General features: G+C 62.6%; 19 protein-coding genes and 1 pseudogene. 9 read left to right on the top strand and 11 right to left on the bottom strand.

What is annotated here, in order from left to right; all coding sequences use genetic code 11:
- Both AC4DF4_RS13430 and nth read right to left on the bottom strand, forming a co-directional pair.
- Nucleotides 1–480, bottom strand: a pseudogene (locus AC4DF4_RS13430) (hypothetical protein); the annotation flags it as partial.
- 111 nt (nt 481–591) lie between these two features.
- Nucleotides 592–1,218, bottom strand: coding sequence for an endonuclease III (gene nth, locus AC4DF4_RS13425; protein WP_490048618.1), 627 nt, complete (start codon nt 1,216–1,218; stop codon nt 592–594).
- Nucleotides 1,219–1,271: 53 nt separating this feature from the next.
- On the opposite strand from nth, the gene AC4DF4_RS13420 reads away from it, so the two are divergent.
- From AC4DF4_RS13420 to AC4DF4_RS13385, 8 genes are all read left to right on the top strand, one after another.
- Nucleotides 1,272–2,045, top strand: coding sequence for a hypothetical protein (locus tag AC4DF4_RS13420; RefSeq protein ID WP_490048617.1), 774 nt, complete (start codon nt 1,272–1,274; stop codon nt 2,043–2,045).
- Between the two features lie 92 nt (nt 2,046–2,137).
- Nucleotides 2,138–3,550: an RIP metalloprotease RseP gene (rseP, locus tag AC4DF4_RS13415; RefSeq protein ID WP_490048616.1), complete on the top strand. Its 1,413-nt coding sequence runs from the start codon at nt 2,138–2,140 to the stop codon at nt 3,548–3,550.
- A gap of 69 nt (nt 3,551–3,619) precedes the next feature.
- Complete coding sequence (locus AC4DF4_RS13410) at nt 3,620–4,714, top strand: tetratricopeptide repeat protein (protein WP_490048615.1); 1,095 nt, start codon at nt 3,620–3,622, stop codon at nt 4,712–4,714.
- A 15-nt stretch (nt 4,715–4,729) separates the two neighbouring features.
- Nucleotides 4,730–6,232 (top strand): formylglycine-generating enzyme family protein, encoded by a 1,503-nt coding sequence (locus AC4DF4_RS13405; RefSeq protein ID WP_490048614.1) that lies wholly within the window; start codon nt 4,730–4,732, stop codon nt 6,230–6,232.
- Nucleotides 6,233–6,253: 21 nt separating this feature from the next.
- The gene (locus AC4DF4_RS13400; RefSeq protein WP_490048613.1) at nt 6,254–6,616 is read left to right on the top strand and encodes a hypothetical protein; all 363 of its coding nucleotides are present in this window, start codon (nt 6,254–6,256) and stop codon (nt 6,614–6,616) included.
- Between the two features lie 68 nt (nt 6,617–6,684).
- On the top strand, nt 6,685–6,990 hold the full coding sequence (locus tag AC4DF4_RS13395; RefSeq protein WP_490048612.1) for a dienelactone hydrolase family protein: 306 nt from the start codon (nt 6,685–6,687) through the stop codon (nt 6,988–6,990).
- Complete coding sequence (locus tag AC4DF4_RS13390) at nt 6,975–7,727, top strand: M14 family metallopeptidase (protein WP_490048611.1); 753 nt, start codon at nt 6,975–6,977, stop codon at nt 7,725–7,727. Before AC4DF4_RS13395 ends, AC4DF4_RS13390 begins: the two co-directional genes overlap by 16 nt.
- A 451-nt stretch (nt 7,728–8,178) precedes the next feature.
- The gene (locus tag AC4DF4_RS13385) at nt 8,179–8,634 is read left to right on the top strand and encodes a hypothetical protein (protein WP_490048610.1); all 456 of its coding nucleotides are present in this window, start codon (nt 8,179–8,181) and stop codon (nt 8,632–8,634) included.
- Here the strand turns inward: AC4DF4_RS13385 and AC4DF4_RS13380 are convergent.
- The 3 genes from AC4DF4_RS13380 to AC4DF4_RS13370 form a co-directional block, all read right to left on the bottom strand.
- Nucleotides 8,622–9,734: an NAD-dependent epimerase/dehydratase family protein gene (locus AC4DF4_RS13380; protein WP_490048609.1), complete on the bottom strand. Its 1,113-nt coding sequence runs from the start codon at nt 9,732–9,734 to the stop codon at nt 8,622–8,624. The genes AC4DF4_RS13385 and AC4DF4_RS13380 overlap by 13 nt on opposite strands.
- 266 nt (nt 9,735–10,000) lie before the next feature.
- Entirely contained in the window at nt 10,001–10,219 is a 219-nt protein-coding gene (locus tag AC4DF4_RS13375) for a type II toxin-antitoxin system HicB family antitoxin (protein ID WP_490048608.1), read from the bottom strand.
- A gap of 128 nt (nt 10,220–10,347) precedes the next feature.
- Nucleotides 10,348–12,351: an ATP-binding cassette domain-containing protein gene (locus AC4DF4_RS13370; protein ID WP_490048607.1), complete on the bottom strand. Its 2,004-nt coding sequence runs from the start codon at nt 12,349–12,351 to the stop codon at nt 10,348–10,350.
- 413 nt (nt 12,352–12,764) lie between these two features.
- On the opposite strand from AC4DF4_RS13370, the gene AC4DF4_RS13365 reads away from it, so the two are divergent.
- Nucleotides 12,765–13,472: a DUF8692 domain-containing protein gene (locus tag AC4DF4_RS13365; RefSeq protein ID WP_490048606.1), complete on the top strand. Its 708-nt coding sequence runs from the start codon at nt 12,765–12,767 to the stop codon at nt 13,470–13,472.
- 63 nt (nt 13,473–13,535) lie between these two features.
- Here the strand turns inward: AC4DF4_RS13365 and AC4DF4_RS13360 are convergent, their stop codons facing one another.
- The 6 genes from AC4DF4_RS13360 to AC4DF4_RS13335 form a co-directional block, all read right to left on the bottom strand.
- Nucleotides 13,536–14,108, bottom strand: coding sequence for a hypothetical protein (locus tag AC4DF4_RS13360; protein ID WP_490048605.1), 573 nt, complete (start codon nt 14,106–14,108; stop codon nt 13,536–13,538).
- 74 nt (nt 14,109–14,182) lie between these two features.
- The gene (nrdR, locus tag AC4DF4_RS13355; RefSeq protein ID WP_490048604.1) at nt 14,183–14,674 is read right to left on the bottom strand and encodes a transcriptional regulator NrdR; all 492 of its coding nucleotides are present in this window, start codon (nt 14,672–14,674) and stop codon (nt 14,183–14,185) included.
- 163 nt (nt 14,675–14,837) lie between these two features.
- On the bottom strand, nt 14,838–15,425 hold the full coding sequence (locus AC4DF4_RS13350; protein WP_490048603.1) for a signal peptidase II: 588 nt from the start codon (nt 15,423–15,425) through the stop codon (nt 14,838–14,840).
- A 32-nt stretch (nt 15,426–15,457) separates the two neighbouring features.
- Nucleotides 15,458–18,175 (bottom strand): isoleucine--tRNA ligase, encoded by a 2,718-nt coding sequence (gene ileS / locus AC4DF4_RS13345; RefSeq protein WP_490048602.1) that lies wholly within the window; start codon nt 18,173–18,175, stop codon nt 15,458–15,460.
- 556 nt (nt 18,176–18,731) lie between these two features.
- Nucleotides 18,732–18,935, bottom strand: a complete 204-nt coding sequence (locus AC4DF4_RS13340; RefSeq protein ID WP_490048619.1) for a transposase — start codon at nt 18,933–18,935, stop codon at nt 18,732–18,734.
- A 19-nt stretch (nt 18,936–18,954) separates the two neighbouring features.
- The coding region (locus tag AC4DF4_RS13335) for a hypothetical protein (RefSeq protein WP_490048620.1) at nt 18,955–19,143 on the bottom strand (189 nt) is incomplete at its 5' end.

The raw sequence follows: 19,143 nt of genomic DNA, 5'->3' as shown, positions 1-19,143 counted from the left end.
GGTCCACATGATCGCGTGGTGCATTTGCTGGCTGGGAATCGTCAGCCGGCTTTTCGAGGAGATCAGCGAGCGGTTGACCGCGAGGGCGTAGGGAAAGGAAATCGAGGTGGCGGCGTTGTAGGTGACCCCGCGCGAATCGTAACCCTGGCTGCTGCCCGGCGTCATCACGACCATCGAGCCGTTGCGGCGGGTGGTGTTGCTCTGCAAGCCGGTGTCGCCCCATTGGTTAGTGCCGAGGTCGTTGACCTCGTCCGGCGGCGCCACCGACGGCGCGGGGGAGACGCTGGCGACCGTGACCGGACCGACGACCCAGTAGTCGCCGTTGATGAACTGCCCGTAAGTGACCGGCTGGCTGAAGGTCCAGGTGATCCCGTATTGGCTGATGGAACTCGTCGTCGCGGCGACGAGACGCGGAGCCTGAAGAGCGGCGAAAAAAAGCACGGCGGCGAACGCCCGGATTGCTAGAGAAGGAGTTTTCATGGGATGCGGCGCGGATTGAAGTACGAAAACCTTAAGGAGGAATCGTAAAACGGTAAGCGGACTTCCCCCCTTGCCAAGGGGTTTTTGGAGCAGGACGTGAGTGCCTGAGACTCAGCCTTTGGCGAAAAGCTCGCGGCACAGCAGGCAGCTTTTCCCGTCGCAGTTGCGGGCGGAACAATGCTCGCGGCCGAAGAAGATGATTTGCAGGTGGAGCTTGTTCCACGAGTTGCGCGGGAAGAGTTTTTTCAGGTCGCGCTCGGTCTGGACGACGTTTTTGCCGGAGGTGAGTTTCCAGCGGGTGGCGAGGCGGTGGATGTGGGTGTCCACCGGGAAGGCCGGCACGCCGAAGGCCTGCGCCATCACCACCGAAGCGGTCTTGTGGCCGACGCCGGGCAGGGCTTCGAGCGCGGCGAAATCCGCGGGAACCTCGCCGCCGTGTTGCTCGACGAGGATTCTGGAGAGCTCGGAAATGGCGGCGGCTTTCTTCGGCGAGAGGCCGCACGGGCGGATGATCGCCTGGATGTCCGCGACCGGCACGCGCATCATGTCGCGCGGGTTGTCGGCGAGTTTGAACAGCGCGGGCGTGACCTGGTTGACGCGGACGTCAGTGCATTGGGCGGACAGCAGGACGGCGACCAGCAAGGTATAGGCGTCCTTGTGATCGAGCGGAATCGGGGTTTCCGGATAGAGTTCCTGGAGCCGGCGCCGGACGTGGTCGGCGCGTTGTTGCTTGAGCATGCGGCGAGTTTCCGGGGCTTGTGGCGAACCTGCAACCGTTTTAGCCTCCGGACATGCGAAAACGCTGGCTGATGCTCATTCCAATTTTGGCCTTGGCCGGTGGTGCGGGCTGGTGGTTCCGGGCTCCTTTGGCGGAGCTGTGGCAGGCGGCGAGCGGTGGCGCGAAACATGGCTTACCGCAGAAGATCCGACCCGACCCCAAGACCTACGCCGTCCTGACAAAAGACCTCGAACGCTGGCGCAAGGAACTCTCGAAACGCCACGCCCAGTCGAAAACCGATGCCGCGCGGACGGCGGTGGAGGGCGACGCGCGGGCCGTTTTGGAACAGGCCTTGCCCGCGATGATGCGTTGCTGGCTCGGCACGCCGTGGGATTTCAACGGCACCGCGAAAGGTCCCGGCGCGGGGAAAATCGCCTGCGGGTATTTCGTGGCCACGGTCCTGAAAGACGCCGGATTCCAGGTGGACCGCTATCAGCTCGCGCAGCAGCCGTCGGAAAACATCCTGCGCTCGTTTTTACCGAAGGAGTCCTGCGACCTCAGCGTCGGCAAGGAATACCAGGCCTTCGCCTCGCAGGTCGAGACGCGCGAGCCCGGTGTCTATGTGATCGGGCTCGACAGCCATGTCGCGTTCGTCGTCGTCGGCGGCGGTGGTTTTCGTTTCATCCACTCCTCCGGCTCGCGGCCGTGGTGCGTGGTCGATGAAGGCCGCACGGAAGCGGGCGTGCTCCAGCGCTCGAAGTGGCGGATGCTCGGAAATCTCACCGCCAATCCCGCCGTCCTGAAACGCTGGCTCAAGGCGGAGAAGATCGTGGTGCGAGGGACGTGAGGACAAGCAAGGGCGGACGGTTTTTTTGGAAAATTTAATCCACTTGCCGGAAGGTCCGGCATCGCTAGCTTTCCGAAGTTCTTTCCTTACTCATGTCCGCCATTCCCGCCGTTTTCCAAGTGATCCTGCTCATCTTCGCCGTGGTGATGAGTTTCAACGTCATCATTTTCGTCCACGAGCTCGGCCACTTCCTCGCCGCCAAGTGGCGCGGTTTGCGGATCGACCGCTTCCAGATCTGGTTCGGCACGCCGATTTGGAAAAAGGAAATCAACGGCGTCCAATACGGGCTCGGCTGGATTCCGGCTGGTGGTTTCGTCGCGCTGCCGCAAATGGCGCCGATGGAGGCGCTCGAAGGCGGCAGCAAGGATGACAAGCCCCTGCCGCCGATCACGCCGCTGGACAAAATCATCGTCGCCTTCGCCGGGCCGTTGTTCTCGATGCTGCTCGCCCTGCTCTCCGCCCTGGTCGTTTACGGCGTGGGCAAACCGAAGGATTTCATCCCCAGCCAGATCGTCGGCGAGGTCATGGAAGGCAGCCCGGCGGCCAAAGCCGGCATTCTTCCGGGCGACAAAATCATCCAAATCAACGGCAACCCCGTGGACGGATTCGCCGGTTCGCTCGACAGCATCACCGAGAACATCATCCTCTCCAAAGGCAAACAGATCGAGTTCACCGTCGAGCGCGCGGGCGCGGCGGCTCCGCTCAAGCTCGTGTCCGAGTTTGAGACCCGCAAAACCAAGTGGTTCCAGCGCGGCGGTTTGCGCCAGGTCGGCATCGGTCCGGAAATCGACCACATCGAGTTCGGCTCCATCGTCAAGGGCAGCCCCGCCGACAAAGCCGGCTTCAAGGAGGGCGACATCCTCATCTCCATGAACGGCCGCACCTTCGCCGACGACCAATCCGCCGTCGCCTTCGTCAAGGAAACCGGCGCGAACCCCATCGAAATCGAGGTCAAGCGCGGTGGGGAAATCCTCAAGCGCACCGCCACTCCCGTCGTCCCGCTGTCACCGGCGGGCAAGGGCCCGATGCTCGGGCTCGGCTTCTACGGCGCGCCCTATCAGAACCAAGGCATCGTCCATCCCGGCCCGTTCAAGCAAGTCGGCGACAGCCTGCGGATGATGTGGACCACCATCGTCAGCGTGGCCGCGCCGGATTCCAGCATCGGCGTCGGCCACCTCAGCGGCCCGGTCGGCATCGGCAAGCTCCAGTTCCAGCTCCTGCAAATGGACGACGGCTGGCGGCGCATCCTCGCCTTCATGGTGCTCTTCAACGTCAACCTCGCGGTCCTCAACATGATGCCGTTTCCCGTCCTCGACGGCGGCCACATCACGCTCGCCATTTTGGAGAAAATCTTCGGCCGCCCGGTCAAGGCGAGGCCTTTGGAAATCCTCCAGACCCTCTGCGCCCTCGCCCTCATTTCGCTGATGCTCTTCGTCACCAGCAAGGACATCGGCGATAGTTTCGGCCACGGCCCGGCCGCCGGTCAGGAGGTCATTTTCCCATAAGCCACCGCCGCCCCCTTGCTTCCGCCCGCCGGATTGACAAGGGGATACCGGCACAACATCTTCCCGCGCATGGTATCCGAGAAACCCAACTCGCCGCTTGCGGGACGCCCGCCGGTTTTCGCGATTTCCTGCTGGGTGCTCGCGCTGATGGCGTTCTCGCAGTTGTTAGTCGCGGGCTTGGCGCTGGCGACGCGATTCGAGGAGTCGCGCGAGGTTCGCACCGTGATCAAGGAAGTGCCGAAATTGATCGCCGTGCGGATTCCCGCCGCCGGGGCCGGGTCATCGTCATCGCCGGTCGTCTCCCATCCGCCAGTCGGGCCGCCGCCAATTTCGCTGCCGCCACCGACGCCCGTCGCAGTGCCGCAAGTCGGCGATCCGCGGTCAGAGCGGATGGTCCGTGAAGCCCGCCAGGCGCGCGTCGCCGGCGACATGGGGCTCGCCATCGTGAAACTCGAAGAAGCCCTTTCCCAATCCCCGGAAGATCCTAGCGTGCATTACGAGCTCGGCCTCGTCCACGAGCAGATGGGCGTGTTCGACACCGCCGCCGCGCACTTCGAGAAGGTTTTCCAAATGGGCGTCTCGGGCGCCGGCTCGCTTTACGCGCTGGCCGCCGGCAAGCTGCGTGACGGCTTCGAGCAGCCGGACGCGATGCTCGGCAAGCTCTCGCTGAGCCGGGTCCGGATTTTCAAGGACTCGAGAAACGCCGCCGGCGAGCGCGTGGTTCTAACGATCCCGGTGCAGAAGGCTCCGGGCGAGCAAATCGACGTCGCGGAAATCGCGGTTTCGGTCACCTTTTTCAACCGCACTTCCAAAGGCGCGATCGTCCAGCTCGAGGACAAATCCTGGGTCACCGAGCAGTGGGTGACGTTGCCCTTCGACTGGAATGGCGACGAGGAAAGCCTGCGGATGACCTACCTGATTCCGCCCCAGGACGGCCAAACCGAGCATCTCTTCGGCGGCCGCAGCTATTACGGCCAGGTCGTTTCCCTGCTTTATAAAGGCGAGGTCCTCGACGTGCAGGCCTGGCCGCGCGACCTCGCGGCGAAAATCCCGCGCTCGCCCGCCCCGACCTCCGGCGACCCGCTGCTGCCGGAATTCCAAGACTCGCTGCCGCCGGACTTCGACCCGAACCTGCCGCTGCTGCCGCCTCTTCCGATCAAGTGAGCTCTCCAAAACCCGATGAATGACGCCCCTGAAAACCGCCTGCTAGGCGAATACCGGCTCAAGGAACTGGTCGCGGAAAACACCGTCTCCAGGACATGGCTCGCCGAACAGACTTCGGTTTCCCGCCTCGTCCTGGTCGATGAGCTGCGGGCGGAGCAGTCCGGTCGGAAGGACGCGTTTCTGGCAGATGTCCGCGCCAAGGCCGCGGTCGACCATCCTCTGATAGGTTCCGTTTACGAAGCCGTCGCCGGGCCCGGACCCTTCTATTACGCCCACGAACTCCTGCCCGGCGTCACCCTCGCGATGCGGGCAAAGACCAAGCAGCGGCTGGCCCCCGCCCGTCTCGCCCATCTGCTGCGCCGGGTCGCCGAGGCCCATCTCCAGCATGAAGCCCTCGGTCAGGCGACTTCTCCATTAGGCCTCGGCGCGGTCTATCAAAATGAGCACGGCGTCGTCCGTTTGGAAAATCTCGCCGTCGCCGGACCTCGCGCGCCGGACCAATCCTTGCGGGACATCGTCCATCTCGGGAACGCCCTCGTCCCTCTCGTCGCCGCCGGCCAGCCCGGCGCCACCCGCATGCTCACCGTGTGCGCCTGGATGCGCGGCGAGGGCCTCGAAGCCCCGCTCACCTGGGATCAGGTGCGCGATTACTGCATGCAGATCGAGCACCAGCTCGCCGATCCCGCGTCGACGCTGACCGCCACCCGCGCGGGCTTTTCTGCCAGAAAAAAGCAACCCGTCGCGCTGATCGCGCTGGGGACCGCGGTGGTGGCAGTCGCCATTGTCGTTTTTGCCAGCCGGATGAGGCCGCCGGCTCCGCCAGCGCCGCCAGCGCCGCCCCGCGTCGGCTTGCCGGACGCCGTCGCCGTCGCTGCGGGTGATTCTCCCACGCCGGATGGCAGCGCGGAGAGTCACCGCGCCTTCCGCATTTCCGCCACCGAGGTCACCATCCGCCAATACGCCGGGTTTCTCGAAATCCTCGGCACGCTCGCCAAGGACGGTCGCGAGCACACCTTCGATCCCGACAGTCAGGCACCCGGGAAAACCTCCCACGAACCGGCCGACTGGCCCGCCCTCTTCGCCGCCGCCAGGGCTAACGGAATCTGGCGGGACCAGCCGGTGACCCTCGATTGCCCCGTCACCGGGGTCGATTGGTGGGACGCCGCCGCTTATGCCGAGTGGAAGAAAGCCCGCCTTCCCACCCAGGAAGAATGGTTCGCCGCGCTCAATCTGGAGGTGAAAAAGCCCGCCGCGATCCCGCCCGGCCCGTGGGCTCCCGTCACTTCCCAAACCCTCGACCGCACCCCCGCCGGACTCCTCGGCATGGCGGGCTCGGTCTGCGAGTGGACGGCGAGGCCCGCGCCCAACCCGGCCAACCCGCTCGGCGAGAAACTCTGGGTCGTCATCGGCGGCTCCTATCTGAAACCCGGCAGCAACGCGCTCACCCGCGAGTGGACCGCCGACCGCTCGCTGCGCCGCCCCGACCTCGGCTTCCGCGTCGTCTTCGACGCGGAATAATTTAAAATCCCCACCCACTTTATGAACCTGCCCGCCAACCTCGTTACGATTCATCCGTATTTCAAAGCCCACCCGGAAAAGGCCGGCCAGGTCAACATCGTGATGGAAAAATTCGTCGCCAAAACCCGCGGCGAACCAGCGTGTTGTTTCTACGAATTCACCGTCTTCGATGACGCCGTGTTCTGCCGGGAAGGCTACGCAGGTGCCGCCGGGGTGCTGATTCATCTCGAAAATATCGGCGAAATCCTCGCGGAAATGCTCACGGTGGCCGATCTCACTCGCCTCGAGTTTCACGGACCCGCGGCTGAAATCGACCAACTGCGGGAACCCCTCGGCCACTTGAACCCGGCGTGGTTCGTGCTCCGCTGCGGCATCGAGCGCTGAGCACCGGTTATTTAGAAATTTGACGGGAACAAATTCCGGGCAATAGCTCCGGGTCATGAGATTTCTAAATGCGCTCGCCCTCGCAGCCTCCCTCGTCACCGCTGTCCAGGCGGCGCTGGTCGAGAAACCCGTCATCTATCAGCAAGGAGGCCGGGAAATACAAGGGCGACCGCACCCTCTATCGGGCGCGACTCACCGCCGCGCTCGATTTGCTCAAGGCGGACGAGCGCACGGATGCGAAGAAAATCGCGGCGATCGGTTATTGTTTCGGCGGCACCGGCGCGCTCGAGCTGGCACGGTCCGGAGCCGACATCGCGGGCGTTCTTCACAGAGCTTTTCAAATAGGTTCGAGGTCCGCATGGTTCCGGCGATGAGCGAGGTGTTCGATTGGCAGCATTACCAGACCGCGTTCCGCGAGGCGGCGGATGCGGCAGGCTTCTCGCCGACGCTGCTCGCGGATCTGGAGAGCGGACCGCTCATTGCCTGGGAGCGCCCCGCCGGCGGGCCGCGCGTCTATCTCTCGGCCGGGATTCATGGCGACGAGCCCGCCGGTCCGCTCGCGCTGCTGGAATTGATGCGCGAGGGATTTTTCGACCCGGCCGTCCATTGGTCGCTCTGTCCCGCGCTCAATCCCTCCGGCCTCGCCGCCGTCACCCGCGAAAACGCCGGCGGGGTGGACCTGAACCGCGACTACTGGCAGCGCGCCACGCTGGAAGTTGTCGCCCACGCGCTCTGGCTCGACGCCCGGCCCGCGCCGGACCTGTTCATTTCCCTGCATGAGGATTGGGAGAGCACGGGCTTCTACTTTTATGAAATCAATCTGGGAGACGATGATCCGGAGCGCGCCCGGCTGATCCTCGAGGCGGTCAGTCCGTGGTTCCCGCCGGAGGCCGGACCGGAGATCGACGGACACGAGCCGCGCGAGGCCGGCTGGATCTATCACCCCGCCGAGCCCGACCTGCCGGAAGGCTGGCCGGAAGCGATCTATCTGGCGAAAGCGGGCTGTCCCGTCTCCTTTACTTTCGAGACCCCCAGCCACGCCGCTCTGGGCCAGCGCGTGGCCGCCCACATGGCCGCGGTGAAAGCCGCGTGCGCGGGATTCCGCCCCTGAAAGGCGTCCGCGCCCTGCTCGTCAACCCCGATGACCAAAGGCCTGTGCCTTTGCCGTCATCGACCACCTCCCGCCCCACCGAAACAATCCGCAAAATCCATGCGTCCCCTCTGGCGCGATCTCATCCGATGTAGCGGCGTGTCTATGACCGTCGCACTTTGATCCGCTCCAATGCCCGTGCTGCAAGGCTCCCATGCAACGGTGTTCAAGATTGAGGCGGAAAACACTCATCCTGAGCGGGTTGCGAGTGCGTGGGATTGCTTCTGAGGGGATGGATTTCGCCAGATCGAAATCACCCTCTTGAACTTCCCCGCCGCGAAATATCGGCTGCCACGCACGGAGATGGCTCGCCCCATTGCCTCAATCTTGAACACCGGGTTTCCCTGCGGGCCCTTTCCCGCCCGCACTTCCGCTCACCATCCGCCATCCTCAACTGCAGCTTTCCACCGCCTTGAGTTGGGACTGGAAGGATCTGGAATGGTATGTCGCCTACACCCACCTCCGTTTCCTGCAGGATGGGGGCCACGATCATGAAATCGGCGCTGGAGGCTCCTGGTCCGGGTTCCCCGGCGAGGTCGCGCTGGGCGTGGATGCCTATTACTCTTTTGACGCCGAGGGAGCGTTCATCGAGACGTCATTGAGTCGGGAGTTCGATCTTTCTGCCAGCCTGAAGCTCACGCCGGCCATCGTTTTCGGAATGAATCAGGGTTTCGTCGCCGATGGGCACGATGGCGCGAACCATGTCGAGCTCAGGCTCGGCGGAACGTATTTCTTGACGGATGCGATCTCCGTGACTGTCCATGCGAGCTACAACTTCGCGGTCAACCGTGACGTGGCGCGATACTCCGAAGACGCGCTGCTGAGGGATTTTTTCCACGCCGGCGTCGGCCTGGCTTATGGGTTCTGAGGCGGGCTGATGATGGTTGCCGCGACGGACTCCGCGGCGTCGATGAACGACGGAAAACGCGGCTGCCAGCCGGTGGCGCGGAGTTTCGCGTTGGACACCTGTTTGTGCGTCCAGCCGCGTTTGCGGTTGAGATCGCGCGGGCCGGATGGCGGCAGCGGGCGGGAGAAAATTCCGCCCAGTCTCTCATAACAGCCGAGCTGGGTGAGCGGCGTGGAGTCGCTGACGTTGAAGACGCCGGTGGCTCGGCTGGCGGCGAGGTGATAGATGGCGCGCGCCGCGTCGTCGCGGTGGATCTGGTTGAGGAAGCGTCGGCCGTCTTCCTCGATGACCGCCTCGCCGCTGAGGAACTTTTTCAAAATCACGCTGCGGCCGGGGCCGTAAATTCCCGCCAGCCGCGCGACAACGCCGCCCGCGGCGAGGGTGACGCGCTCGGCTTCCAGCAAAAGGCCGCCGGTTTCGCGGTCCGGGATGGCGGGGCTTTCCTCGGTGACGACCGAGCCGTCGGTCTGCGCGTAAACCGAGGTGCTGGAGGTGAAAAGCAAGGGCGTGCCGGGAAATTTCTCCACCAGGTTCCGGCAGCCATCGACATAGACATGCTGATAGGCTTCCGCCCCGCCGCGGCCGGAGGCGGCGCAGTGGACGATGAAATCGGCGGGCGGGAGCTTTGCCACGTCATCCGGGTTGCCGATGTCGCAGGCAAGCGTGCCGTCATTTCCGGAAAGCGAGGTGGTGGTGACTTCCCAGCCGTGCTCGCGGAATTCGCGGGTGATCGCCTGGCCGAGGTAGCCGTGGCCGATGAGCAGGAGTTTCATGGTTGGGCGGCGTGGAGTGATGCCGCCGTGGCGGCAGCGGTTAAAATCAAACGGCGCGGGGATTTCGTCATGCAGCGAAGCAACCGGAATTCCCCGTCCGCCACAATCCCGAATCGGAAGCCGCACGCCGCCGCTTTCACCGACCCGATAGATTCCGGAAATCTTCTGCTGTTCCGCCGGATCGACACCTCGGATGGTGAGGTTGATCTGCTCGCCGGGCTCTAATCCGGCGAGGAGCGGGTTTGAAACAATGAGGAGGACAAGGCAGTGGAGAACGGGACGTTTCATTGGGGGCGGGTTGTGCTTGCCAGATTCGCTTTGGGATACAAAGTGAATCTGGCAAGCAGGAACTGGAGCAAGCTCGCTTAGAGGCGGTCTGAAAAATAAGGCGCGTCGATATTTTATCGACTGTTTCGCCCCGACATCCTGTCGGGCGATTCGGATCGATGCCGCCGGATAGGATGGGTGCTAATGGGCATCCTGTCGCACCGACTCGTAGCCGAGCACCCGCAGGGCGCGGATGAGTTCGGGCGCGCCGATGTCGCGGGGGATTTTCATACGACCAAGGCCTCGTCGCGGCCGAAGTGGAGGCGGATGATCTTCGGCCGCGGGCCGGGCGATCCGTCGCCAAAATGACAACGCAGGGCGTCGCGCGCCATTTCCCGGAGTTCTTCGAGAGTATCGCTCTGGGTGGCGATGGCATGACCCAGGGCGGTGGCGACGAAGCCGCCTTCCACCTCATCCTCACGCACTTTAAAGATGATTTCATCCATGGAGGGAACATCGCACAAGCGAGGGCATCGCGGTCGGATGGCCTTTGGGTCGTGGCCGCATGGACTCTGCGGCGAGCTTGCCAGCCGGAGCCTCCGATCCCGGCTGAGACGGCCGGGACAGGTTTTTCTCAGGCTTCGATGCCGTGCTTGGTGCGGAGGCGCTCGATTTCCTCGGAGAGCGCGCCCCAGCGGGTGTAGCTGACTTCGAGCGATTTCGCGAGCTTGTCCACGGCGTTGGTGACCTCGCGGAGTTTGCCGGGGTTGTTGCCCGTTTCCTCGCTGGAAAGCTGTTGGGTGAGAGTGGCTTGCGCGGCTTCGAGCTCGGCGATCTTGGCTTCGAGGGCGGTGAACTCGGTTTCGAGCGGCTTGAGGACTTTGGAGCGGATTTCGCGCTGCTCGGCTTCGATCCGGCGCTGTTCCTTGCGGTTGACGCCGGGGACGGACTGGCGCGACGAGCCGTTGGCGGGAGCGGCGGTGCCGAGGGTGGCGAGGCGCGGGGCGATGCCTTTTTTCGCGGCCTCGTCCTCGGCGGACTTTTCCAGGTAGTAGGTGATGTTGCCGGCGTAGAGCACCGGTTGCTCGCCGGGGCGGAATTCGAGGGTCTTGCTGACGAGCGCGTCGAGGAAGGTCCGGTTGTGGGAGACGATCATCACGCTGCCGGGGTAGTCGATGAGCGCGCGCTGGAGCACGTCCTGCGATTGCATGTCGAGGTGGTTCGTCGGCTCGTCGAGGATGAGGAAATTCGCCGGGCGCAGCAGCATGCAGACAAGGGCGACGCGCGAGCGCTCGCCACCGGATAGAACTCCGATTTTCTTGAAGACGTCGTCGCCGCGGAACAGGAAGCAGCCGAGCAGGTTCCGCGCGTGCGGCATCGACTCGCGGGAGGCGGCGGCCTCGACGGTTTCGAGGACCGATAGATTCGGATCGAGCTCGTCGGCGTGGTTCTGGGAGAAGAACGAGGTGGCGACCTTGTGGCCGAAGGTGTGGGTGCCGGCGTCCGGTTCCTCCTGCGCGGTGATCATCCGGCAGAAGGTGGATTTGCCCGCGCCGTTGGGGCCGACGATGGCGAATTTCTCGCCCTTGTTGATTTCGAAATCGAAGCCGCTGAAGACGTTGAGCGCGCCGTAGCTTTTCGCCACGCCGTCGAGCTTGGCCACCGTGTGGCCGGAGTTCGGCGGTGGCGGGAATTTGAAATTCATCACCGCGTCGTCCTGCTCGGGAGCGGGGATGCGCTCGACCTTGGCGAGTAACTTGATTCGCGACTGGACGAGCGTCGCCTTGTTGGCGGAGGCGCGGAAGCGGTCGATGAAGCGCTGGGTCTCGGCAATTTCGCGCTGCTGGGCGGTGTATTGTTTCTGGCGGATTTCCTTGCGGAGGACCGACTCGCGCTCGAAGTAGGAGAAATTCCCCGCATACTCCTCGGCGCGGCCGTGGGAGAAGGCGATGGTGCGGGTGCAGAGCGTGTCGAGCAGCGCGCGGTCGTGAGAAATGAGCAGGATCGCGCCGGGGTAGTTGACGAGGTATTGCTCGACCCAGATCTGGGTGCCGATGTCCAAGTGGTTCGTCGGCTCGTCGAGCAGCAGCACTTCCGGCTCCTGGAGGAACAGCTTGGCCATGGCGATCCGCATCTGCCAGCCGCCGGAGAATTCCGAGCAGTCGCGGACGAAATCTTTCTGTTGGAAACCGAGTCCTTTCAGCACCGACTCGATCCGCGGCTTCATCCGCGCCGGGTCGGTGGCGTCGAGCAGCAGTTCCAGCTCGCCGATTTCCTCCAGCAAATCGCCATACGGCGACGAGCGCGGGTCAAGCTTCACCAGCTCGTTGGAAAGCCGGTCGATTTTCTCGCTCAGCGCCATCGTTTCGCCGAAGGCCGACTCGGTTTCCTGCCACAGCGTGCGGCCTTTGACGTGAATCCCCTCCTGCGGCAGGTAGCCGATCCGCGTGCCCTTGGGCGCGTGGATCATGCCGGAAGTTGCCGGGATGATGCCGGCCACGCACTTCATCAGCGTGGATTTTCCCGCGCCGTTGTGACCGGCGAAGGCGATGCGCTCGCGCGGCTGGACGGAAAAGGAAAGGTCGTTGAAAAGGACGCGGGGCCCGAATTCGACGCGGAGAGACTGGACGGAAATCATCGGGGGCGGAACATGCACGGCAAATCGTCCGGGTCAAGCCCGGGGACCGCGCGGGTCCGTCGCCATCGTCCGCGCCAGCCTCTCAGTGCGGGGCACGCCGGAGGGAATCGTCACGCTTGGCAGACAGGCCGAACCGGCCGCAAGCTCCAGCCAACGGCGCGATCGGCCGGTGAGAGCGGATTTCAAATCCGAGCCGCCGGGCCACGCGTTCACGTAATGCCGTCCATTCGTTATTGTGAGATGATTGTTCGCGACCAACCCTCGCGCCCCCGGCGACGAAGAGTCTTTCGGACTCTCATGGGGCCGTCTCACCCCCGCCTCGGCAACCCCCAATGACACCGAATCCAAAGCAAGCGTCGATAGCGATCTTCCGGCACCGACTGATCAGGAATTTAGCCGCCATCATCTTGGTAATGACTTCCGCCCACCTCGTCACCGAGTGGGCGAGGACGAGAATGGGAATCAGCGGCGGGATGGGTCTGATCAATCTGTTCGCGTTGCAGGAGGAGGCGAATCTGCCGACGATCTACTCGAGTTTCCAATTGCTGATGGCCTCCGTGTTGCTCGTCTGGGTCTCCGTGATTTCAAGTCAACGGAGCGAACGCTTCGCAAGGCATTGGAAAGGTTTGGCAGCGGTCTTTCTTTATCTCGCGGTGGACGAGTCCGCGAAGCTCCACGAGCTGTCGATCATGCCTGTCCTCCACCTCATCGATGGCCACGCCACGGGAATCCTCTATTGGCCCTGGGTCATCCCCGGCATGATGTTCGTGATGTTTCTGGCAGTGATTTATCTCCGGTGGTTCATCGCGCTGGAGCCCGCGACGCGCAGGGTCTTTTTGATCGCGGGGATTTTATTCGTGGGAGGCGCCCTCGGGGTTGAAATGGCCGGTGCCAGTCACGTGCAAATCCACGGAACTGAGAACTACACTTATTCGATTTTGGTATGGCTCGAGGAAACCTGTGAAATGACAGGCGTGCTTGTCTTTATCCACGGTCTGCTTGCCCACATCCAGAAGTTCGGGGGAGGGCTTCAGCTGACGATTTCCTCCACCCAAGCCGGGAGAGCCGACGGGCCGCTTTGTCCTGCCAAGGCTCCAGGCCTGGTGCCGGGGAGTAATTGAACCCGGGCGCGTTGGCTGGCGGCGGGCTTGAAAAACGCCGGCCGCAATCATCCCAAGACAGGCTCAATATTCGCCTTCCAGACAAAGCCGCAGCTGGCGGTCGCTTTTCAGCTGGTCGCGGTCCCAGGCGCTGAGGAAGGCGCGGATTTCAGCGAGGAGCGCCTCGCAGTGCTTGTTCCACTTGGCCGAGCCGCGCAGGACCATCGAGCTCTCGCGCAGGCCGATGAAGTGGATTTCCTCGGCACCGGCGGCGCGCAGGTCGCCGAGCTCGAAGCGGAGGGTCTCGAAAAACGCCAGCTCGAAACCGTTTCCCGCCTCCATCGCCGCGCGGACGAGCGAGACGGTGACCGGCGGGGCGAGCGGCTCGAGCTTCTCGGCGATGCGCTCGCAACCGATTTTCACCAGCATTTTCCGCATCCGCTCGAACAGGTCTTCAAGACTCAGCAGCTTGAGCGGGCACTTCGTCTCCAGGTATTTCACGATGCCGCTGCGGATGTCGGCGACGAAAGGGAAGTCCTCGTGATCCGCCGCCAAGGCCGCCCGCTCCAAGGCGACATCCAGCCACGCGGTGTCATAATCGATCACTTGATAGCGTCCGATTTGAAGGGCAGGTCGATTGCCGATGAGGGAGATCACTGGGATGTTTCTTGGTAAAGTAAGGAAAGCGGGTGAGGGATTGGTGAAACAGCTTGGGGTGGGTGAAAAATCAATCATTCCTTAAACAAGCGCCGCTGGAACGGATCGCGGGCGGCGCGGCGGGAGAGCGACTGGATCTCCTGGATGAACTCGTTGACGTCCTCGAACTGCCGGTAAACCGAAACGTAGCGGACGTAGGCGACCGGATCGATCTGATGGAGCTTGTCCATCACCTTGCCGCCAATGATGGCGGACGGCACCTCGCTGACGTGGTCCTTGTGCAGGTCGGTTAGGATCTCCTCCACCGCGCGGTCCAGACGGTCCATCGGCACCGGGCGCTTCTCGCAGGCTTTGATCAGCCCGCTCATCAGCTTCTCGCGGTTGAGCGCCTCGCGGGTTCCGTCGCGCTTGACCACCCGCAGCTCGGTGCGCTCGATCTGCTCGTAAGTCGTGTAGCGATAGCCGCACTTCAGGCACTCGCGGCGACGACGAATCGAGGTCCCGTCCTTCGCCGATCGGGAATCGAGGACCTTGTCTTTGAGAGAACCACATTGGACGCAACGCATGGAAAGAGGTGAGAAGCAACGTCGCGAATCCTAGGCCTGCATGTGGTAGCGTCAATCCGAAAACTACGGTGTATTTAGTAGCCGGCCGCGGATGATCGGGAAATCCGAAGCGAAGGTTTTTGGAAAAGCACTCCCGGCTGAGACAGCCGGGACGCATTCTGGCTCAGGCTTGCGCCTTCTTCTTCGCGAGCTGCTCGTCGCGGACGCCGCCGATGAATAACAGAAACGCGGCGACGCAGATGCAGGAGTCCGCCACGTTGAAGGCCGGCCACCAGCCGCCGCTCGACGGGACGAGCTTGTCGTAGAGAGGAAGTTTGATGGCGATGAAATCGACGACGTAACCCTCCGACAAGCGGTGCCACAGGCTGGCGGATTTGAACTCTTCTAACAGAAACCCCTGGACCAGACGATCCGTGAGATTTCCAAAAATTCCGCAGAGCAGCAGGGCGACGGCGACCTTGGAAAGCGGGTGGTTGAAAGCGCCTTTTTTCCAGAAGACGCGGATCATCGTCAGCGCGAGAAGCGGCACCAACAGGAACACGACCGGCGCCCAGGCGGTGCCGTTTCCAAAACCGAACGCGACGCCCTGGTTGTGGACGCGGACGAGATGGAAGACATTGGAGATGACGGGCAAATCAAACGCCTCATCCGACCACGGCGGCGGAAACCTGCCGACCGTCCAGAACTTCGTGACCTGGTCGAGCACGTAGAGCGGGAGGGTGAGGAAGAGCAGGAGCTTGGGAAGTGTCATGGGATGGATAGGTCCTATGGGTCGTATGGGACCTATTTACTAACGTCGTCGCAGCGCTCACACAGCCCGCTTTCCAGCAGCGGCTCATGCTTGCGGCAGCGCGGGCAAAGCGGCAGGTTCGTCTTGCGGGCGGTGGCGGCGAGCTCCCCGCCCACCGTAGCGCTCAGGCCTGCGATGATGAAGAACTCGGTGGCGAAGGCGCGGTCGTTGAGCATTTCCAACAGGGCGGCGTCGCTCGCGGGAATGGTCAGCTTCACGTCCGCCTCGTTGTTGCGGGTGAATTCCTTGCACTGGATGCAGGCCTCGATGGCGGTCTGGATGGCGTATTTGATTTCGAACAGGCGGGCCACTTGCTTGGTCGCCTCGCCGGGCGCGAAGGCCGGGTTCGCCTCGGGGAAATCCTGCTCATGGATGGTCCCGCTGGTGAAAGCGGCGTGCTCCCACGCCTCGTCGGCGGTGAAGGCGAGGATCGGTGCTAGCAGCTTGGCGATGCTGGTGAAAATCTCGTGCATCGCCGCCTGGGACGCGGCGCGGCGCGGGGAATCCGCGGCGTCGCAATACATGCGGTCCTTGGTCGCATCGATGTAGATCGCCGAGAGGTCGTGCGTGCAGAAGTTGTTCAGCGCGTTGAAGACCTTGCGGAATTCGTAAGCCTCGTAAGCGGCGAGGCACTCGGCGGTGACGGAGTGGAGGCGCTCGAGGATCCACTTGTCCAGGAGGGTGTATTCGTGGGCAAGATGCCCACGCTCCTTGAAGCCATCGAGATTTCCCAACAGAATCCGCAGCGTGTTGCGCAGGCGGCGATAAGGCTCGGCGACTTGTTTGAAGAGGTCTTCGCCGAACGGCACTTCGTTCTGCCAGTCCACGGAGGACACCCACAGCCGGACGATATCGGCGCCGTATTGGTTGTAGAAATACGCGGCGTCGGTCGGTTTCCCGGCTTTCCCGGCGTCGGATTTCGCGAGCTTTTTCTTGTCCTTATCAACCACGAAGCCGTGGGTCATCACCGTCTTGTAAGGCGCGTGGCCGCGGTAGCCGGTGCTGAGCATGAGCGAGCTTTGGAACCAGCCGCGGTGTTGGTCGGTGGCTTCCAGATAGAGATCGGCCGGGCAATGGAGCTGCGGATGCGCGTCGAGCACGGCGGCGTGCGAGCAGCCGGAGTCGATCCAGACGTCGAGCGTGTCGCGGCATTTCTTCACGCCGGCGGGCAGGCCTAGCAGCGCGGCGAGTTCGGCGTCGGATTTTTCGAACCAGACGTTGGTGCCTTCCTTTTCGACGAGTTCGGCGACCTTGAGCGCGAGCTCGGACGAGATGATGACCTCGCCACTTTCCGCGAAGAACACCGGCAACGGCACGCCCCAGGTCCGCTGGCGCGAGATGCACCAATCGGGACGGGATTCGACGGTGCCGTAGATCCGGTTGCGACCCCAGGCGGGCAGCCACTCGACCTTGTCGATCTCCGTCAGCGCCTGGCCCCGCAGCGTTTCGAGCGAGATGAAAAACTGCTCGACGGCGCGGAAGATGATCGGCGTTTTCGAGCGCCAGCAATGCGGGTAGGAATGCTTGTAAACTTCCTGGCCGAGCAAATGGCCGCTCTCGGCGAGGATCTCGATGATTCGGGCGTTCGATTTGAAAACGTGCATACCGACGAGTTCGGCAAGGCCGACTTCATCGGTGAATTTCCCTTCGTTATCGACGGGCGAAAGCACCGCCAAGCCGTTCTGCTGGCCCGCCACGTAGTCGTCCGATCCATGGCCGGGAGCGATGTGGACCGCGCCGGTGCCGGTCTCGGTGGTGACGAAATTCGCGAGGATCAGCTTCGATGTGCGGTCGAGGAACGGGTGACCGGCCTCGAAGCCCTCGAATTCCTTGCCCTTGCTTTCGCGAATCGTTTCCGCGAGCGCGTAGCCGGTTTTTTCGGTGAAAGCACCGATGAGTTCACGGACGATGACGAAAGTTTCGACGACGTCGTCCTTGATGAATTTCCCGACGACGTAAGTGAATTCCGGATGCAGGGCGATGCCGAGGTTGGCCGGCAGCGTCCATGGCGTGGTGGTCCAGATGACCATGCTGGCCTGGCCCGCGAGCTCGCCGGAAACGAGCGGGAACCTGACGAAAATCGCCGGGCTTTCCTTGTCGGCGTATTCGACTTCGGCTTCGGCGAGCGCGGTTTGCGCGCCGTAGGACCACTGCACCGGCTTCTTGGCCTGGTAGATATTGCCGTTTTCCACGAGCTTCGCGAAGACCCGCAGGATGCTCGCCTCGTAGCCGGGATTCATCGTCAGATACGGGCTGTTCCAATCGCCGAAGACCCCGAGCCGGCGGAACGAACCGCGCTGGATGTCGATGTAGTTGAGCGCGAAATCCGTGCAGCGGCGGCGGATTTCCGCAGGCTCCAGACCGGCGGCCTCCTTGACCACCTTGAACTCGATCGGCAGGCCGTGGCAGTCCCAACCGGGGATAAATGGCGCGGTGAAACCGGCCATGGTCTTCGACTTAACGACGAGATCCTTGAGCAGTTTGTTCAGCGCGGTGCCCATGTGGACGTCGCCATTGGCGAACGGCGGGCCGTCGTGGAGGATGAATTCCGGAGCATTTTGAGCGCGGCGGCGGGCGAGGATTTTCTCGTAGAGCCCGTCGTTTTCCCACTTCGCGAGGCGGGCGGGCTCGTTCTGCACCAGGTCTCCACGCATCGGGAAAGTCGTTTGCGGGAGAGTCAGGGTGTCTTTGTAATTCGGGGCAGCGCTCATGACGGGGCGCGGACGCTACCAATGCGGCCCCACGGGGTCAACCACGGGAAACGGGACCGAAAAACGTCCCGGAATCGGCAGAGGTCTTCACGGACCGCGGGATTTATCCCGCCCGCGAAGCGGGAAGTTCCCGGAACGTCGAAGAACACCGCGCCACCAAGAGCAGATTCTTGCGTCCACCGTCTGGCACTTTCCAAGCTTACCGCAGGATGAGAGCGTGACTTTTCTATCAGAAGTATGATGCGCCGCTGAAAACAGCGCCGTGTGAAAAAGTATAATAAAATACAAATATTATATTGACGACTCTTTGGATTCCAAATCACCGTTTTGAACCTTCAGCAAGTCATGCGCTCAACAATTCATACCAACCACCCTCAGCCGACCCAGTGGTCTCCGGGCATGTTCGTATGCATGTTCGACATTGCGGAAATCCGACACAGTCTCGATTCCGGGACGGGATCCCCCAAGCTGGGCTTTGAGAAAAATACTCTTACCCAGGAGGCAGGCAGGTAGTTCACGATCTGATTAAGATCATCGATTTTTTGGTTCTTCGTCGTCAATGCATGACGGAACGATGGCGAAGTTTGAGCTCGAGATAGTCCAGATCGCGGTATCCGCAGGCCTTGTGGATCATCCTTGCAATGAGGTTGTTGAATCCTTCGATATGACCTGATGTCAATCCGTGTTTCACGAACCCACAAACATTTTCGCTTTGCTGCCTGAAGCCCCTTGCAAGCCGCTGGAAGGGGTAAGCGGTCAACCGGTGTCCCCTTTCTGGGTCAGTCCCCGCAGTAGAACAAATGCGCCTTCCTTGATGGGAAAATGTTACGCTGCGGGGACTGGTACCATTTCCACGCCGTCCGAAGCAGGCGGGCGAGCCTGAAAGGCTCGAGCTCGCCTGACTGCTTCGGCGGATGATTGGAAGGTGCCTCACATGGTATCTTCGCGTCGCCATGAAAAAGCCACCA

Source organism: Luteolibacter sp., assembly GCF_058122085.1.
The sequence above is the reverse complement of the archived record's forward strand: the minus strand, read 5'-3'. Positions and strand labels throughout refer to the sequence as shown.

Excerpts from the sequence above, each read along its gene's own strand:
- nth (WP_490048618.1), bottom strand. The coding sequence starts at position 1,218 with ATGCTCAAGCAACAACGCGCCGACCACGTCCGGCGCCGGCTCCAGGAA.
- AC4DF4_RS13420 (WP_490048617.1), top strand. The coding sequence starts at position 1,272 with ATGCGAAAACGCTGGCTGATGCTCATTCCAATTTTGGCCTTGGCCGGT.
- rseP (WP_490048616.1), top strand. The coding sequence starts at position 2,138 with ATGTCCGCCATTCCCGCCGTTTTCCAAGTGATCCTGCTCATCTTCGCC.
- AC4DF4_RS13410 (WP_490048615.1), top strand. The coding sequence starts at position 3,620 with ATGGTATCCGAGAAACCCAACTCGCCGCTTGCGGGACGCCCGCCGGTT.
- AC4DF4_RS13405 (WP_490048614.1), top strand. The coding sequence starts at position 4,730 with ATGAATGACGCCCCTGAAAACCGCCTGCTAGGCGAATACCGGCTCAAG.
- AC4DF4_RS13400 (WP_490048613.1), top strand. The coding sequence starts at position 6,254 with ATGAACCTGCCCGCCAACCTCGTTACGATTCATCCGTATTTCAAAGCC.
- AC4DF4_RS13395 (WP_490048612.1), top strand. The coding sequence starts at position 6,685 with ATGCGCTCGCCCTCGCAGCCTCCCTCGTCACCGCTGTCCAGGCGGCGC.
- AC4DF4_RS13390 (WP_490048611.1), top strand. The coding sequence starts at position 6,975 with ATGGTTCCGGCGATGAGCGAGGTGTTCGATTGGCAGCATTACCAGACC.
- AC4DF4_RS13380 (WP_490048609.1), bottom strand. The coding sequence starts at position 9,734 with ATGAAACGTCCCGTTCTCCACTGCCTTGTCCTCCTCATTGTTTCAAAC.
- AC4DF4_RS13375 (WP_490048608.1), bottom strand. The coding sequence starts at position 10,219 with ATGGATGAAATCATCTTTAAAGTGCGTGAGGATGAGGTGGAAGGCGGC.
- AC4DF4_RS13370 (WP_490048607.1), bottom strand. The coding sequence starts at position 12,351 with ATGATTTCCGTCCAGTCTCTCCGCGTCGAATTCGGGCCCCGCGTCCTT.
- AC4DF4_RS13365 (WP_490048606.1), top strand. The coding sequence starts at position 12,765 with ATGACTTCCGCCCACCTCGTCACCGAGTGGGCGAGGACGAGAATGGGA.
- nrdR (WP_490048604.1), bottom strand. The coding sequence starts at position 14,674 with ATGCGTTGCGTCCAATGTGGTTCTCTCAAAGACAAGGTCCTCGATTCC.
- AC4DF4_RS13350 (WP_490048603.1), bottom strand. The coding sequence starts at position 15,425 with ATGACACTTCCCAAGCTCCTGCTCTTCCTCACCCTCCCGCTCTACGTG.
- ileS (WP_490048602.1), bottom strand. The coding sequence starts at position 18,175 with ATGAGCGCTGCCCCGAATTACAAAGACACCCTGACTCTCCCGCAAACG.